This window comes from Arenibacter sp. ARW7G5Y1, assembly GCF_003201775.1.
Taxonomy (GTDB): domain Bacteria; phylum Bacteroidota; class Bacteroidia; order Flavobacteriales; family Flavobacteriaceae; genus Arenibacter.
In genome coordinates this window covers 21,885-36,710 of record NZ_QJJZ01000029.1, presented here as the reverse complement: position 1 = coordinate 36,710, position 14,826 = coordinate 21,885, and the positions used below count along the sequence as shown (strand labels likewise).

Annotated in this window: 10 protein-coding genes and 1 pseudogene; 9 read left to right on the top strand and 2 right to left on the bottom strand. The window is 37.1% G+C overall.

Going from position 1 to position 14,826, the window contains the following annotated elements; translation table 11 throughout:
• Positions 1-564: 564 nt before the first annotated feature.
• Together C7972_RS24250 and C7972_RS23025 are read right to left on the bottom strand one after the other, a co-directional pair.
• A pseudogene (locus C7972_RS24250) lies at positions 565-1,111 on the bottom strand (transposase); the annotation flags it as partial.
• 70 nt (positions 1,112-1,181) lie between these two features.
• Entirely contained in the window at positions 1,182-2,057 is an 876-nt protein-coding gene (locus tag C7972_RS23025) for an AraC family transcriptional regulator (RefSeq protein WP_110358518.1), read from the bottom strand.
• A gap of 216 nt (positions 2,058-2,273) precedes the next feature.
• Here C7972_RS23025 and C7972_RS23020 point away from each other — a divergent pair, with 216 nt between their 5' ends.
• From C7972_RS23020 to C7972_RS22980, 9 genes are all read left to right on the top strand, one after another.
• Entirely contained in the window at positions 2,274-4,349 is a 2,076-nt protein-coding gene (locus tag C7972_RS23020; RefSeq protein ID WP_181422979.1) for an alpha-L-fucosidase, read from the top strand.
• 6 nt (positions 4,350-4,355) lie between these two features.
• Entirely contained in the window at positions 4,356-5,027 is a 672-nt protein-coding gene (locus C7972_RS23015) for an RraA family protein (protein ID WP_110358516.1), read from the top strand.
• A complete protein-coding gene (locus tag C7972_RS23010; RefSeq protein ID WP_110358515.1) occupies positions 5,014-5,316 on the top strand; it encodes a UxaA family hydrolase in 303 nt (100 codons plus the stop codon). The genes C7972_RS23015 and C7972_RS23010 overlap by 14 nt, the downstream gene beginning before the upstream one ends.
• Entirely contained in the window at positions 5,309-6,517 is a 1,209-nt protein-coding gene (locus tag C7972_RS23005) for a UxaA family hydrolase (RefSeq protein WP_110358514.1), read from the top strand. The genes C7972_RS23010 and C7972_RS23005 overlap by 8 nt, the downstream gene beginning before the upstream one ends.
• 37 nt (positions 6,518-6,554) lie before the next feature.
• Positions 6,555-7,814 carry an L-fucose:H+ symporter permease gene (gene fucP / locus C7972_RS23000; protein WP_110358513.1) on the top strand — a complete coding sequence of 420 codons (1,260 nt, stop codon included), beginning with the start codon at positions 6,555-6,557 and terminating at the stop codon, positions 7,812-7,814.
• A 25-nt stretch (positions 7,815-7,839) separates the two neighbouring features.
• On the top strand, positions 7,840-8,877 hold the full coding sequence (locus C7972_RS22995; RefSeq protein WP_110358512.1) for a prolyl oligopeptidase family serine peptidase: 1,038 nt from the start codon (positions 7,840-7,842) through the stop codon (positions 8,875-8,877).
• A gap of 398 nt (positions 8,878-9,275) precedes the next feature.
• The gene (locus C7972_RS22990; RefSeq protein WP_110358511.1) at positions 9,276-9,842 is read left to right on the top strand and encodes an RNA polymerase sigma-70 factor; all 567 of its coding nucleotides are present in this window, start codon (positions 9,276-9,278) and stop codon (positions 9,840-9,842) included.
• A gap of 150 nt (positions 9,843-9,992) precedes the next feature.
• A complete protein-coding gene (locus C7972_RS22985) occupies positions 9,993-11,114 on the top strand; it encodes a FecR family protein (protein ID WP_110358510.1) in 1,122 nt (373 codons plus the stop codon).
• Positions 11,115-11,399: 285 nt separating this feature from the next.
• Positions 11,400-14,813, top strand: a complete 3,414-nt coding sequence (locus C7972_RS22980; RefSeq protein ID WP_110358509.1) for a TonB-dependent receptor — start codon at positions 11,400-11,402, stop codon at positions 14,811-14,813.
• Positions 14,814-14,826 lie beyond the last annotated feature (13 nt).

Genomic DNA, 14,826 nt, shown 5'->3' with positions numbered 1-14,826 from the left:
TCCACGACGGAAGAAGAACGACCAAACCATAGACCTTGAGGGCAATGCCCAAAGGTTTTTAATAACGGAAATGACTTATCCCCACATGAAGGTTGGCGCAACGTAAGGACCGGCCTATTTTCAATTTACTTAAGTGGTTATTATTGCCTGCCTTCGGCAGACAGGCCTGCCTTTGTCGGCAGAAAGGCCTGCCTTTGTCGGCAGACAGGTTTTTTATAGGTTTTCGTGAATCTTCGATTTCGTCTTAAATCAAGTGGTTTTCACATTGGAAGGTGGAAGGCGTCCATAGAGCATTTCACCCAAGTGAAAGCGGCCTGGACGCCGGGGCCGTGGAAAGTGTGTAGATCTAAAGAAATTTAAAATCAGCTTGGCCATGGCTACAGCTGGCTCCTCCTAACCAAGGTACACCGTACCTTGGTTATTCGGCCCTGGTCGTTTTTTATTCATCGGCTGGTCTATTGATTTTTAATGGTATTCAATGAATGCTGCGCATTTGGGCGATGCAAAAAATGAACAGAACACTAACTTGAGCTGGTCAGGCATATCTTTTTGTAATTCACACACAACTTTTGGGATTGATCTGACACGATGCCCTTTTTTCAGCAGTTCCACTTTGATCCTGGGTGCCCCATAGCTCTCAAAGCTATCTTTGAAAATATCACGGATAGCCAATGATATGGCCTCGTTCTCGCGCCACCTCTTGGATGGCCCCCTGACCAACCAATTATAATACCCGCTTTTACTTACATTGAACATTTTGCACATCCTCCCAACTGGAAATTTGAATTTATGGTGTTTTATGAACCTATATTTTTCCTGTCGCCCTAGGAGAAGATGGCTATTCCCTTTTTTAGGATATCGCGTTCAATCTCGGTATCCCTTAATTTTTTCTTCAATCCGCAATCTCCTTCTGTTCATCGGTCAATTTTGGGTTGCCCTTTCCCGGAAAACTGTTTTTTCCATAATCCTGGGATTCCCTTCGCCATCGGCTCAGTACCGAAGTGGGGATGTCCAGTTCCCTACATATCTCCACAACACTGCCACGGGCATAGCTCAGTTCCACGGCTTTTTCCTTAAACTCTACACTGTAATTCCTTTTTTCTCTTGACATGTTTCAAAGTTAATTTAAACAGCCAATACACTCTTATCTTATTATAGTAAGTCCAATTGATTTTCTGAAACTAAAAAATACTGTGTAGTACTTGTTTTTTATAATCTAAAGGTGTTGTACCTTTAATTTTTTTGAACTCCCTACAGAAAAAGGACACTGTATTAAAACCACTTTCATAGGCAATTTGGGTGATATTCAATTTATTTTCATGCAGTAACTGACAAGCCATGCTTATACGGGCTTCTAGAACGAATCTTGAAAAAGTCTTTTGGGTATGCATTTTAAAATACCGACAAAAACCGGTTCTGCTCATATGGAATTTCGAAGAAATTTCTGATAAGGAAACTTTGACGGTAAGGTTCTGAAAAATATATTCATGAATGGCATCCAGCTTCTCTATTTTAGAGTCTTTATTCTGTATACGATATGATATACTGGACAATGGTTCTTGTTGGTTACTATTTGAAATTAAATGGAGTATTTCAAGAAAGGCCAGTGTTCGTTGAAACCCATTTTTATTAATCAGACCCTTCATTTTATTGGAAATTTCCAGTCGCAAATTCCCATAAATCTTTAATCCTCTTTTTGCATCTTGTAAAAGTTCATGAATCTTTTGAGCCTCTGGTTTAAGAAAGAACGTATGGCCAAAGCAATTTTCTTTAAAATGCACTACTATAGCTGTGGAGCGAGTCTTTGGTTTTAAGCTTTTTGGAGCAATCGTATTTCTCCATTGGTGTGGAAGATTAGACCCCAGCAGCACCAAATCACCTTCAAAAAAATTTTCAATACTGTCGCCAACAAACCTTGTGCCTTCACCTCCTGTAATCAAGGTTAGTTCCAGGGCTGAGTGAAAATGAATGGGGTTATGGAAATATGGCCTGTTGTAGTCCAACACTTGAAAAGAATATTCGGATCTTTCAGGTACTTCAATGAGATGTGGTTTCATACCTTTAATTTAATAAATATGTTATTATATTAATGATATATATATCATAAAAATCATTTTTAAGCTAATATAGTTATATAAATTGGAAATACAGTGATGGATTTTTCCATAAGGGTAATTTAGTTTTGTATACAACAAATTTGAAGATGATTTTACATAAATTGGACATAGATGATAGAATTATTAAATACATGTTTACGAAACACTTGCCTAACCATGTTAACTGTAACACTGGCTTCATGTGTCAATCATATAAAAGATCCGGAACCCTATGGTGCACTGCCTTCGAGCCATCAATTGAATTGGCATGAAATGGAATATTTTAGTTTGGTCTGTTATGGACTAAATACCTATACCGAACAGGAGTGGGCATATGGCGATGTAGATCCTAACGTGTTTAACCCTTCGGATTTAGATACCGATCAATGGGCGCATGTTGCTAGTGAAGCAGGTATGAAAGGGCTGATACTGGTAGCGAAACATCATGATGGTTTTTGCTTATGGCCCAGTAAATACACCAATTATTCGGTTGCTGCCACACCATGGAAAAATGGAAAAGGAGATGTTTTGGCCGATTTGTCAAAGTCATGTAAGAAGTATGGATTAAAATTAGGGGTGTATTTATCACCTTGGGATAGAAACCATTCCAATTATGGGAAGCCAGAATATGTTAGCTATTATTACAATCAATTGGAAGAATTAATGACGGAATATGGTGAAATTTTTGAATTCTGGATTGATGGGGCCAATGGGGGTACCGGATACTATGGTGGGGCAAATGAAAAAAGAAGTATTGACCGGAACTCCTACTATGGATATGATAGTATTTTCTCAATTGTTAAAAAGCATCAACCCAAAGCAGTTATTTTCAGCGATGTAGGTCCGGGAATACGCTGGGTGGGTAATGAGGCTGGAATTGCGAGTGAGACCAATTGGAATACGATTAGTACCAATGGAAAAATTCCTGGTACCACTAGCCGCGAAGACCAAAAAAAATTGGGAACTGGTGAGAAAAACGGTGATCAATGGATTCCTGCAGAAACCAATACTACTTTGTCTTGGCCAAAGGCATGGTATTATCACACAGGGAAACAACCAAGAAGCTTGAAAAATTTGGTTGATCTTTATTACACCTCTATAGGTAGGGGTACTACTTTAGATTTGGGATTGGCTATTGCTCCGTCTGGAAAGATACGCGAAGAAGATAAAAATGCCCTATTAAACTTTAAGAAGCAAATGGATCTGGAATTTGCAGTAAACCTGGCTAAGAGTGCCACCGTTTCTGCTACGGATTTCAGGGGAGGTCATAAAGAGTATTCCCCTGCCAAAACAATTGATAGCGATTTTAAAAGTTTTTGGGCTACAAATGATAGTGTTCAAAGCGCTACCTTGATTGTAGATTTTGACAAAGAAACATCATTTAATAGATTGCTTCTTCAGGAAGCCATAGCTTTAGGGCAAAGAGTGCATGAATTTAAATTGGAAATTGAGGATGGTAAATCATATAAAACCATAGCAAAGGGTACAACCATAGGCTATAAAAGAATTCTTCGTTTTGATTCCGTAAAAACAAGTAAAGTTAGGGTGACCTTCCTTACTGATGCGCCATGTATAACTATATCAAATCTTGGAATCTTTGATGCACCTGCACTATTGGATGATCCAGTTGCGTCAATGGATCTGGAAGGAAATCTGTTTTTCAATCAGAAGGAAGGCATAGATATTTATTATTCCTTTGAGGAGAAAACAGAGATGTCCAGCTTTATCCAGTTTACCGAACCCGTAAATTTTTCAGATGGTGGACAAGTGTATTATTATGCCAGAAATGAAGAAACTGGTATGGCAACCAGTATTTTTACGGAAAGATTTGGTATATCTAGAAATAAATGGCAAGTTGTTTCCGTAGATGGCAGAAGCACAGAGCAAGCACTTAGTCTTATTGATAATAATCCCGATAGTTTTTTTGTTGTAGAAGGTTTGGCTCCAGAGCATAATATAATTCTTGATATGGGAGAAAATAAACATATCAATGCCTTCGGGTATCTACCTCGGCAAGATGGAGAAAAAGAAGGGGTTATTTTTGAATATGAATTTTATGTAAGCAAAGATGGAAAACAATGGAATACTCCTGTAGCAGTGGGTTCGTTTCAAAATATAGAGAACAATCCCATACGGCAAGTAGTCCCATTTAAGGAAGCTAAGGAGGCTAGGTATATTAAGTTCATTTCAAAATCAACGGTTAAGATGGGTGGTAAGGCTTCATTTGCCGAAATCGAAGTTTTTAAAAAATAAGAATACATGACGAAAAAATTAAATGAAGAAGGCCTATCTCTGGCAGATCGCTTGGAAAATTGTTACACTGGAGCTGTTTATGACGTACTTAGGGCTTTGGGATACCCTAATCAAACTTTATCAAATCAGTTAAAAGCTCTTGATGTTTCCAATAAACTGTCTGGCCAGGTGTATACGGTGAGTGGGAGATATGATGAAACCTTGGAGCCTCATGATACATTATTGCATTGGACGGCTTTACTTTCAAGAGCGCCTAAAGAAAGTGTAATTATGTGCCAGCCCAACGATCATACTTTGGCCCATATGGGAGAATTGTCTTCGGAAACTTTACAATTACGGGGAATTCGTGGCTATATAGTAGATGGCGGCTGTAGGGACTCCGATTTTATCACAAAAATTGGATTTAAGGTGTTTTGTAAGTATTGTACACCAGTGGATGTGGTGGGTAGATGGACTGCAGAGAGTTTTGAAGAACCCATAGAAATTGACAATGTTATTATTAATTCCGGCGATTATGTACTAGCGGATCGAGATGGGGTGGTAATAATTCCAGAAAATATTGCAGAAGAAGTCATAACCAAAACCGAAGAAGTATTGCGGACCGAGAATCTGGTAAGAACTGCAATATTGGATGGGGAAGACCCACAAAAAGCATATTTGAAGTATGGAAAGTTTTAAGAAATTAATTCAGCTCTCGGATAAAGACAACGTTTTGGTCGTTTGTCGTGATATCGAATCCGGAGAAGTGCTTCAATTGGGAAGTGAGAATTACCTAATCAAAGAATTCATTGCATTAGGGCATAAAATCGCCTCAAGGGATATTGCCTTTGGAGAGGCTATCGTAAAGTTTAATGTAGCCATTGGAAGTGCTTTACGCGATATTAAAAGAGGGGAACATGTGCATGTACATAACATAAAAAGCGATTTTATACCAACTTATATAATTGATAAAGGGACAGATGTATAATAGTCATGCGGAATTATTGGGATATGAGAGAAAGGATGGCCGTAAGGGAATCCGAAATGTAATATTAGTTGCCTACTTGGTAGAATGTGCTCATTTCGTTTCAACGGAAATAGCACAGCCTTATAAAAAGGATGGGGTTCAGGTTGTAGGGTTTGGTGGATGTTACCCCAACAACCATGCAAGTAAAATTATGACCCAACTATGCACACATCCAAACGTAGGAGCTGTTTTATTGGTGTCATTAGGATGTGAAAGCTTCAATAGAACCAAATTGGCAAGAGATATTGAAGCCTCTGGACGGCCAGTAGAAACTGTGGTCATTCAAAGTTGTGGGGGTACGGCCAAATCAATAGAAAAGGGCCAATCTTGGCTACAATCCATCATTTCAGAGATGGTAAAGACCAAAAGGGTTAAAATAGAGCTAAAGGATTTAGTAATTGGTACCATTTGCGGAGGTTCCGATGCAACTAGTGGTATAACCGCCAATCCTGCAGTTGGATTGACCTTTGATAAATTGGTTAAAAATCAAGCCACTGCGATATTTGAGGAAACCGGCGAAATGATCGGTTGTCTAGAAGACATTGTAGCTAGAGCCAAAAGTAAAAATTTGGGTACGGAAATAGAGCATTGTTTGAATAAAGCAGCACGGTACTATACCATTATGGGACATGGCAGTTTTGCTCAGGGCAATGCCGATGGAGGCTTAAGTACCATTGAGGAAAAAAGTTTGGGAGCCTATAGTAAGAGTGGTAGTGCGGAAATTTCAGGATTGATAAAACCTGGTGATGTGCCTAATTTCCCCGGACTTTATCTCTTGGATGTTGTGCCCGACGGAGAACCCAGGTTTGGGTTTCCAAATATTAACGATAATATGGAAATCACGGAACTTATCGCTTCGGGATGTCATATTATACTATTTACAACTGGACGGGGCTCCGTAGTTGGATCTGCGATTTCCCCTGTAATCAAAATATGTGCGAATCCCGATACCTTCCGAAAAATGTCGGCCGATATGGATATTAATGCAGGTAAGGTTATGGAATCTAAGGTGACCTTGCAAGAAGTTTCGGAGGAAATCTATGATAAAATAATAGAGACCGCTTCTGGTATACCTACGGCCTCTGAAGAATTGGGGCATCAGGAATACGTTGTTTCCTACAAGACTTTCGAACCTATAGGACCTAATTGTTTAGTTAGATAATCGGGTATGATAAAAAAAATATAATTTAATTCCACAAATGAGCGAAACCCAAAAATTTTCGAAGCTACCATTTATTTTGATTACAAGTCTTTTTTTTGTTTGGGGCTTATCCAATAATATGACCGATATCCTATTGGCGGCTTTTAAAAGGATTATGGGCATGACCGATTTTGAGACCTCTTGGATACAGGTTGCTTTTTACGGATCATATTTTTGTTTGGCTATTCCTGCAGCAATATTTATAAAGAGGTACACATACAAATCAGGGGTTTTAGTAGGTCTAGGGCTTTTTATTGTAGGCTCATTATTGTTTTATCCAGCTAGTATTAGCATGCAATATAGTCATTTTCTTAGTGCTCTTTTTATATTGGCTAGTGGCTTGGCCATATTGGAAACAACTGCAAATCCGTATATTATTGCAATGGGCCCTGAGGAATCGGCTACAAGGCGATTGAATTTGGCGCAATCATTCAATCCTATCGGATCCATATTGGGCATCGTATTGGGCAAAGTATATATTCTCTCACATTTAAATTCAGCAAGTGCGGATGAAAGGGGTTTAATGAGTGCACAAGAGTTGGATATCATCCAATCAGAAGAATTAGATGCAGTTATGGGACCGTACGTAGCCTTAGCTTTAGTATTAATTTTACTTTGGGTGTTAATTTATTTTGTAAAAATGTCCAAGGGATCAGATGCCGTACAGGATTTTAAAGTTGTTTCAGCGGTAAAAAGACTTGTAAAGAACAAAGATTATCTGTCAGGAATAATAGCTCAATTTTTTTACGTCGGAGCACAAATTGGAGTTTGGTCCTTTACAATAAGGTATGTAATGCACGAACTTCAATTAAACGAAGAGCAGGCATCAACTTATTATTTAGCTTCTCTGATTCTTTTTATGATCTCTAGATTTGTTTGCACTGTTCTAATGAATTTTTTTAGACCTTATGTTTTGCTCGCTGTTCTTTCATTAATTGCAATATTGGCTACCATTTGTGTTATCTACGTTGGTGGTCTGGCTGGGGTATATGCTTTGGTGTTAATTTCAGGATGTATGTCCTTAATGTATCCAACTATTTATGGATTGGCAATTTCCGGATTGGGAGAAGATACTAAAATTGCTAGTTCGGGACTTGTAATGGCTATTCTGGGAGGTGCGGTCCTCACTCCATTACAAGGATTGGTTTCCGATGTTACCGATAGTATTAATTTAGCTTTTTATGTTCCCCTATCCTCTTTTTTTATAGTCTTTCTATATGCACTGTTCATTAATAAGAAATCGAAGAATATCCAATAGTTTGTAATTAAAAAATAATATAGAAATGAAAATTAAGATATTATCCATAGGTTTTATTTTAACTTCTTGCTTCGCAATGAGTCAAAAGGTACAAGTAAAAAATGAAGCCTCGACTTGGAAGGGTTTCATAAAAGAAAAATTGCTTATTGAAGGAAAGAACGCCTATATAGTTAAACCCAAAAAAGCTATTGTAGGAAACCCTTGGCTATGGCGGGCTCGCTTCCCTAACTATCAAACTGTGGCAGATAGTATTTTGGTATCAGAAGGCTTTCATTTGGTCTATATCAATACCAATAACGAATACGGCGGTCCGACCGCAATGAGGGCATGGGACAATCTTTACGATTATATCACCCAAGAATATAAATTATCCAAAAAAGTTGCTTTGGTAGGTGTTAGCCGTGGTGGTCTTTTTATTTATTCCTGGGCCAAACGCAATCCAGAAAAGGTAGCTTGCATTTATGCCGATTCTCCTGTTTGTGATTTCAAAAGTTGGCCCATGGGCCAAAATGGTAAACATAGTATTAATGATTGGAATAGATTAAAAAAAGTCTATGGTTTTAACTCAGATGAGGAAGCCATGGCTTATACTAACAACCCCATTGATAATCTTGAGGCTTTGGCTAAAGCCAAAGTTCCAATACTGCATATGATAGGCCTACAAGATAAGACTGTACCTTATAAAGAAAATACAATGATACTTGTAAAGCGCTATATAGAATTGGGAGGTACAGCCACTGTCGTTGCTTGCTCACAGTCCAAAGAAGGCTCTAACGGTCACCATATTATTTTGGAATCCCCTCAATACGTGGCCAATTTTATTAAATACCATAGTTTACAGGATGCTCCGTCCAATGCTTTAAATTACCATAATATGGGTGTAGGCCAACAAAACAGCAGATTGCGGTTTGATATTAATAAGCAGGGGCATATTGCCTTTTTGGGAGACTCAATTACCCATGATGGAGGATGGCGAAATAGTTTAATGACTTATTTTAATCAACATTTTCCAGATACCAAATTTGAATTTATTTTGTCGGGTATACCTTATATAGGGAAGTAGTTAATCAGCTTTTAGATTGGAACGTGATGTTTTGGCGTCGGGGAAGGTAGATATCCTATTCATTGGAAGCTGCTGTAAACGATTCGTTTAATGGGAGAACTAATAAGGAGCAACAAAGAACTAAGTAAGATATTGTTAGACATTTTGGGAGATCTTACTAACCCCTTGGGAGATATGTAATAGTGATGAGCACATTGTACACAGTAAAGGAAATGCATGCCAGATAAGATATCTATTCGTTGATCTCCAATAAAAATTAAATCAATAAATTTTCTGTTTCCAACCTCGGATTTTACCGTAATGTTAAGATTCCAACAAATGAAGTAATTTATATGTGTTGCTTATTAAATAAATAATATTTTTCAAAACAATTCTTTCATAATTTAACAAAGCTACCTATGTCGTCCAAAAAAACAGAAACCAATAAATTGCTCTTAATCCAGTTTGGGAAAGGTAATAGAAAGGCGTTCCGTAAGTTATTTGAATTGTATTGGGAGCCGATGTTTATCAATGCCAAATCAATTGTTGTTGACGAAAATGTTGCCCAAGATATTGTTCAGGAGGTTTGGATCAAATTATGGCAGCAAAGGGATTCTTCTGATATTCGAAATTTCGAAGCTTATATCTTTAGGGCTGTACAAAATGGCTGTTTTAAATATTATAGGGATAAAAAATTTGATCGGCTTCAGTTAAATGTTATAGAATCCATACAATCAGCTTCTGAACCTGAAATAACGAAACATTATGATTTGGAAGAAACACAACAACGAATCAGACAATCTTTGAACGTACTTCCCCTTCGCTGCAGACAGATTTTCGAGTTGAGCCGAATGGAGCAATATAGCAATGAGGAAATAGCCTTATATCTTGGTATTTCTAAAAGATCCGTCGAAAATCAACTCTCAAGAGCGATCCGATTGGTACGGCACAATTTGACGCTACTACTATTTTACCTTATTCAATAATTGATTCACTTTTTCATTCAACTTCCCATTTCAGGAAGGTACAACAAGAATGATTTTTCACATCATCATATGTTAAATAAAAGTTAAAAATATAAATGATGTGTGAGTTTTTGAACTAGTACGGTTCTTATTTAAACAGAGTTCTAAGTTATGCAAGAAAAAGAGTTCCGAATATTAATGGAAAAATCCATCAAAGGTGCTTTAACCAAAGAAGAACAACTTACCCTTGAAAGATTTCAGCAAAGGTTAGCGGCCAATACCAAAGAGGTTTGTTTTGAGAATGAATTGTATAAAACCCAAATAAAAGAAACTATGTGGACAGGCATCAACAAACAAATAAAGACATCTGCAAGAATTCGAGTAAGGAATATTGGTGGGTCTGTTGCTGCAGTCTTCATTGGCTTGTGGGTCATAGGCTATATTTTTTTGCAAGTAGATGAAAGCTTGGTGAATTCTACCCCCTTGAATGCAATCACTCTAGAATTGGAGGATGGCACCATAAAGGTCTTGGAAGAAACCAAGGACATCGCTGTCGTGAATAAAAGGGGACAAGTTATTGGTAAGGGGACGAACAAGCAGTTGATTTACGAAAAAACAAAAAACATTTCCAAGGAGCTGATCTACAATATAATTACCGTTCCTTATGGTAAGACATTTGAGCTTCAATTGTCGGATGGTACCAAAGCACACTTAAATGCAGGATCCTCCATAAAGTTCCCCACTCAATTCATTAAAGGCATAGACAGACAGGTATATGTATATGGTGAGGCCTTTTTAGAGGTATCCAAGGATTCCCTACATCCATTTATAGTGCATACACACAACCTCAACGTTCAGGTGTTCGGAACAAAATTCAATGTACATGCCTATCCTGAAGATGATATATCCGAAATTGTTCTTATTGAGGGATCTGTAGGTCTGTACCCCCAAGTTGATGTAGATTCCAGCGGAACCATTACAATGTTAGAACCCGGGTATAAGGCAAATTTTGATAGAAAGTACAAAGAGATCACAAAAGAGGCTGTAATAACAGAGGTTTATACCTCTTGGATGAAGGGAGAATCTGTTTTTAGAAATATGCTTTTTGACAATATGCTCAAAAAATTGGAAAGACATTATAATGTTACCATCATCAATAATAATAAAGAATTGTCAAGGCAACGATTTAATGCCAGTTTTGGCACAGTGACTATAGATAGAATATTCGAGAATTTAAGTACTTATCACGGGATACAATATGAAATAAATGGAAGTACAATAACCATTAAATAAAAAGAAAAATATAGCCAAATACAACCCTAAAAACCTAATGCCTATGCCATAACCGTAAAATAATTGAATATCCTAGATCACTTTTAAATAAAACATTGCCAGTGTATACTAGCCTTAGCCTTTTCATTAAAACCAATCTTGACTAAATGGATCAAGATCGGCGGGTCGGCGCCTTAGTATAGTTGGAGGTAATGTGAAAAAAAATCGGAAAATGCGCTAACATTTCCCGATTAACATTTGTGATCGATCAAAAATGATTAACCACCTAATTTACACTATAAAAGTATGAAAAATCTTTGTGCAAGAACAGAAGGGTTCTGTTCCTTATTGAAATATGACTTAAAGATGAAAATCAGTACCCTGTTTATTTTTTTTGTCGCCATGTTTACCATGCAGGCCAATTCGTATTCACAACGAACCAAAATTACACTTGACCTGGAGAATGTAACCATAGCGCAATTTATAGACAAAATCGAAAGCACTACAGAGTTTAGATTTGTGTATATCACGGACAACGTTGATTTGGAACGTGCCATTACCCTCAAAGTAAAAAAGGAACTGATTTCAACAATATTGGAACGTATTTTTCGGAATACAGAAACTGATTACGCAATAGCTAGCTCCGATAAGTTAATTCACCTAACAAAACGAATAAAGCCTCATAGAGAAGATACAGGAACAGAGCCAGAGGAAGTGCGGCCAGTACTTCAATTTCAGATAAACGGTACCGTTACTGATCAAGAAGGTGTTCCTTTACCTGGCGCCAGTATCATAGAAAAAGGAACCACAAATGGAACTCAAACTGATTTTGACGGTAAGTTTAGTTTAAAAATTATTGACCCTGAGTCGATAATTGTAGTATCATATTTAGGATACAAGACAAAAGAGGTTGAAATTGAAGAACAAACTACACTTAATATTAATTTACAAGAAGATAGCTCCTCCCTTGATGAGGTGGTTGTGGTAGGTTATGGGTCGCAGAAAAAAGTAAACTTAACAGGTTCGGTTTCAACAATATCCACTGATGAACTTACTCGCGTTCCTGTTGCTTCAATTGGACAATCTTTGGCAGGTACCTTACCGGGGATAATTAGTAAACAATCTGAAGGTAAACCTGGTTCTAACCCTAGTGTTAGCATACGTGGATTTGGCAATCCTCTCATAATAGTGGATGGAATCGAACAAGATAATTATAATAATATTGATCCAGAAGAGATTAAATCATTTTCTGTTTTAAAGGATGCCGCGGCAGCCATATACGGATCACGAGCTGGTAACGGTGTTATTTTGATTACTACCCACAGAGGTAGGGAAGGGGCGCCTTCGATTAATTTTAACACTTCATATTCAGTACAGGCGCCAACGGTCTATCCGGAATTTGTTGATTCATGGGAATATGCTATCATACAGAATGAAGTTTTTGAATTTAACGGTTCTGCACCAATAACTTATAGTGATGAAGAAATTCAATTATTTAAGAATGGAACCGATCCTGATTACCCTAACACCAAATGGTATGATGAAGTAATTCAAAAATGGTCCCCAATGCAAAACCATAATTTGAACGTTCAAGGAGGTAAGGATAACGTTAAATATTTCTTGTCAGTTGGGCATATGCAGCAGGATGGGATATATAAAGCCGGTGGTGTAAAGTTTAAAAGGTATAATCTTAGGTCAAATGTGGATGTGAATATTTCAAAAGATTTGTCTGTAGGAGTAGATCTTGCATCGCGCATAACTGATAATAATGATGTTCCATTTTCAAGCCATGATATTTTTCAAACTTTAGGAACTACTACAAATAGATTTCCAGCTTCTTACCCTGATCCGACCAAAACACCTTGGGTAGGAAGAAGTTCTCATCAGCCATTAATAAAGACCAATCGGGATTTATCGGGATATAATGATTCAGACAGAAAATATAATACTGCAGCCTTGACTTTGAAATACAACACTCCATTTGTAGAGGGCTTATCATTTAAGGTTAGGGGCAATTATGTTGGGGATGAAACTTATGGAAAAAAGTGGACAAAACCATATTCAACATATAATTACGACAGATTGAACGATAATTATACGGTTGCGGCTACTGGTGGAATATATAGTTTGACAGAAAGCAACAGTAGGTCCAGACAGCTAACGTTGCAAGGATTTTTAGAATATGAAAATTCATTTTTGGATCATAACATTAAAGGTTTGATAGTGAGTGAAGTCATAGACAATAAATCCAATTGGTTTACTGCATATAAAGATGGGTTTATTTCTGGAGGAATCGATCAAAATTTTGCGGGTTCCAGTGAGAATATGAGTACCAATGGCAGTGCTGGTGAAGATAGTAGAATGAGTTATGCGGGAAGAATAAACTATTCTTATAAATCCAAATATCTCCTTGAATCAACAATTAGATATGATGCCTCATCAAGGTTTTCTAAGGATTATAGATGGGGATTATTTCCAAGTCTGTTATTGGGCTGGAGAATATCAGAAGAGAATTTTGTCAAGGATAGGCTTTCATTTATCAACAACCTAAAAGTCAAGGCCACCTTCAGCCATACTGGATATGATGGTGATGATAGTGTAGGTGGTTATCAATATTTGTCTACCTATAGTTTCAATTCTCAATATGCCTTTGGTAATTCGGCAATTAAAACCATCCGTGACAATGGCATTTCCAACCCAGCAATAACATGGGAAGATATTTATACGTACAATGCTGCAATAGAAGGTAATTTTTGGAATGGAAAATTAGGTTTCGAATTCGATTATTTTTATCGTTTGAGAGATGGTGTCTTAGGTAGAAGAACTTCAATATTACCTAATACATTTGGAGCAAGCTTACCACAAGAAAATATCAATAGTCTTTCAAATAGGGGATTTGAACTAGTCTTGAATCATAAGAATTACAATAATGAATTTAAATATTCTATTAGTGCCAATATTTCAAGGTCTAGGGCGAAATATGAAGATTGGACAGAACAGGAGTTCACCGACCCAGATGAGGAAAGACAGCAAAAAAGAACAGGAAATTGGGTAAATAGAACCTTCGGTTATCTAACGGATGGACTATTTCAAACCCAAGAAGAAATTGATAATAGTGAAATAGATTATGACTTAAACAATAATGCCACCTTGCAGCCTGGTATGATTAAATATGTTGATGTAAATGGAGATAAGAAAATAGATTGGCGGGATCAAGAAGTAATTGGTAAAGGAGGTACCCCAGAAATTATGTTCGGTATTAATACCAGTTTTGAGTATAAAGGTTTCGATGCCAGTATGCTATGGCAAGGGGCATCTGATTTCAATATTAATTTTAGTTCAAATATGAGGGTCCCAAGCCTTAATTATGTTTGGAATTCATATAAATTCTTGTTCAATGACCGATGGACCCCTGACAACCCAAATGCACAATTTCCTCTTTCGACCAATACAAATTCTTATATGCACGGTAGGAATTCTGATTTTTGGTTGAAAAAGGCGGGGTATGTAAGGCTTAAAAACTTTTCAATTGGTTATAGTTTGCCCAAAGAAGTCTTGGATAAAATTAATTTGAATAAGCTAAGATTATCTATATCCGGATACAATGTTTTGACTTTTGATAAATTGGGAAAATTTAATTTTGATCCTGAGGGAATTGGAAATAGTTGGACATATCCGTTGTACAAGTCATATTCACTTGGACTAAGCATTTCATTATAAAAATTAATTCACG

Coding starts and splice junctions, on each gene's coding strand:
- C7972_RS23020 (WP_181422979.1), top strand. CDS start 2,274: ATGTTAACTGTAACACTGGCTTCATGTGTCAATCATATAAAAGATCCG.
- C7972_RS22995 (WP_110358512.1), top strand. CDS start 7,840: ATGAAAATTAAGATATTATCCATAGGTTTTATTTTAACTTCTTGCTTC.
- fucP (WP_110358513.1), top strand. CDS start 6,555: ATGAGCGAAACCCAAAAATTTTCGAAGCTACCATTTATTTTGATTACA.
- C7972_RS22985 (WP_110358510.1), top strand. CDS start 9,993: ATGCAAGAAAAAGAGTTCCGAATATTAATGGAAAAATCCATCAAAGGT.
- C7972_RS23025 (WP_110358518.1), bottom strand. CDS start 2,057: ATGAAACCACATCTCATTGAAGTACCTGAAAGATCCGAATATTCTTTT.
- C7972_RS23015 (WP_110358516.1), top strand. CDS start 4,356: ATGACGAAAAAATTAAATGAAGAAGGCCTATCTCTGGCAGATCGCTTG.
- C7972_RS23010 (WP_110358515.1), top strand. CDS start 5,014: ATGGAAAGTTTTAAGAAATTAATTCAGCTCTCGGATAAAGACAACGTT.
- C7972_RS22980 (WP_110358509.1), top strand. CDS start 11,400: ATGAAAAATCTTTGTGCAAGAACAGAAGGGTTCTGTTCCTTATTGAAA.
- C7972_RS22990 (WP_110358511.1), top strand. CDS start 9,276: ATGTCGTCCAAAAAAACAGAAACCAATAAATTGCTCTTAATCCAGTTT.
- C7972_RS23005 (WP_110358514.1), top strand. CDS start 5,309: ATGTATAATAGTCATGCGGAATTATTGGGATATGAGAGAAAGGATGGC.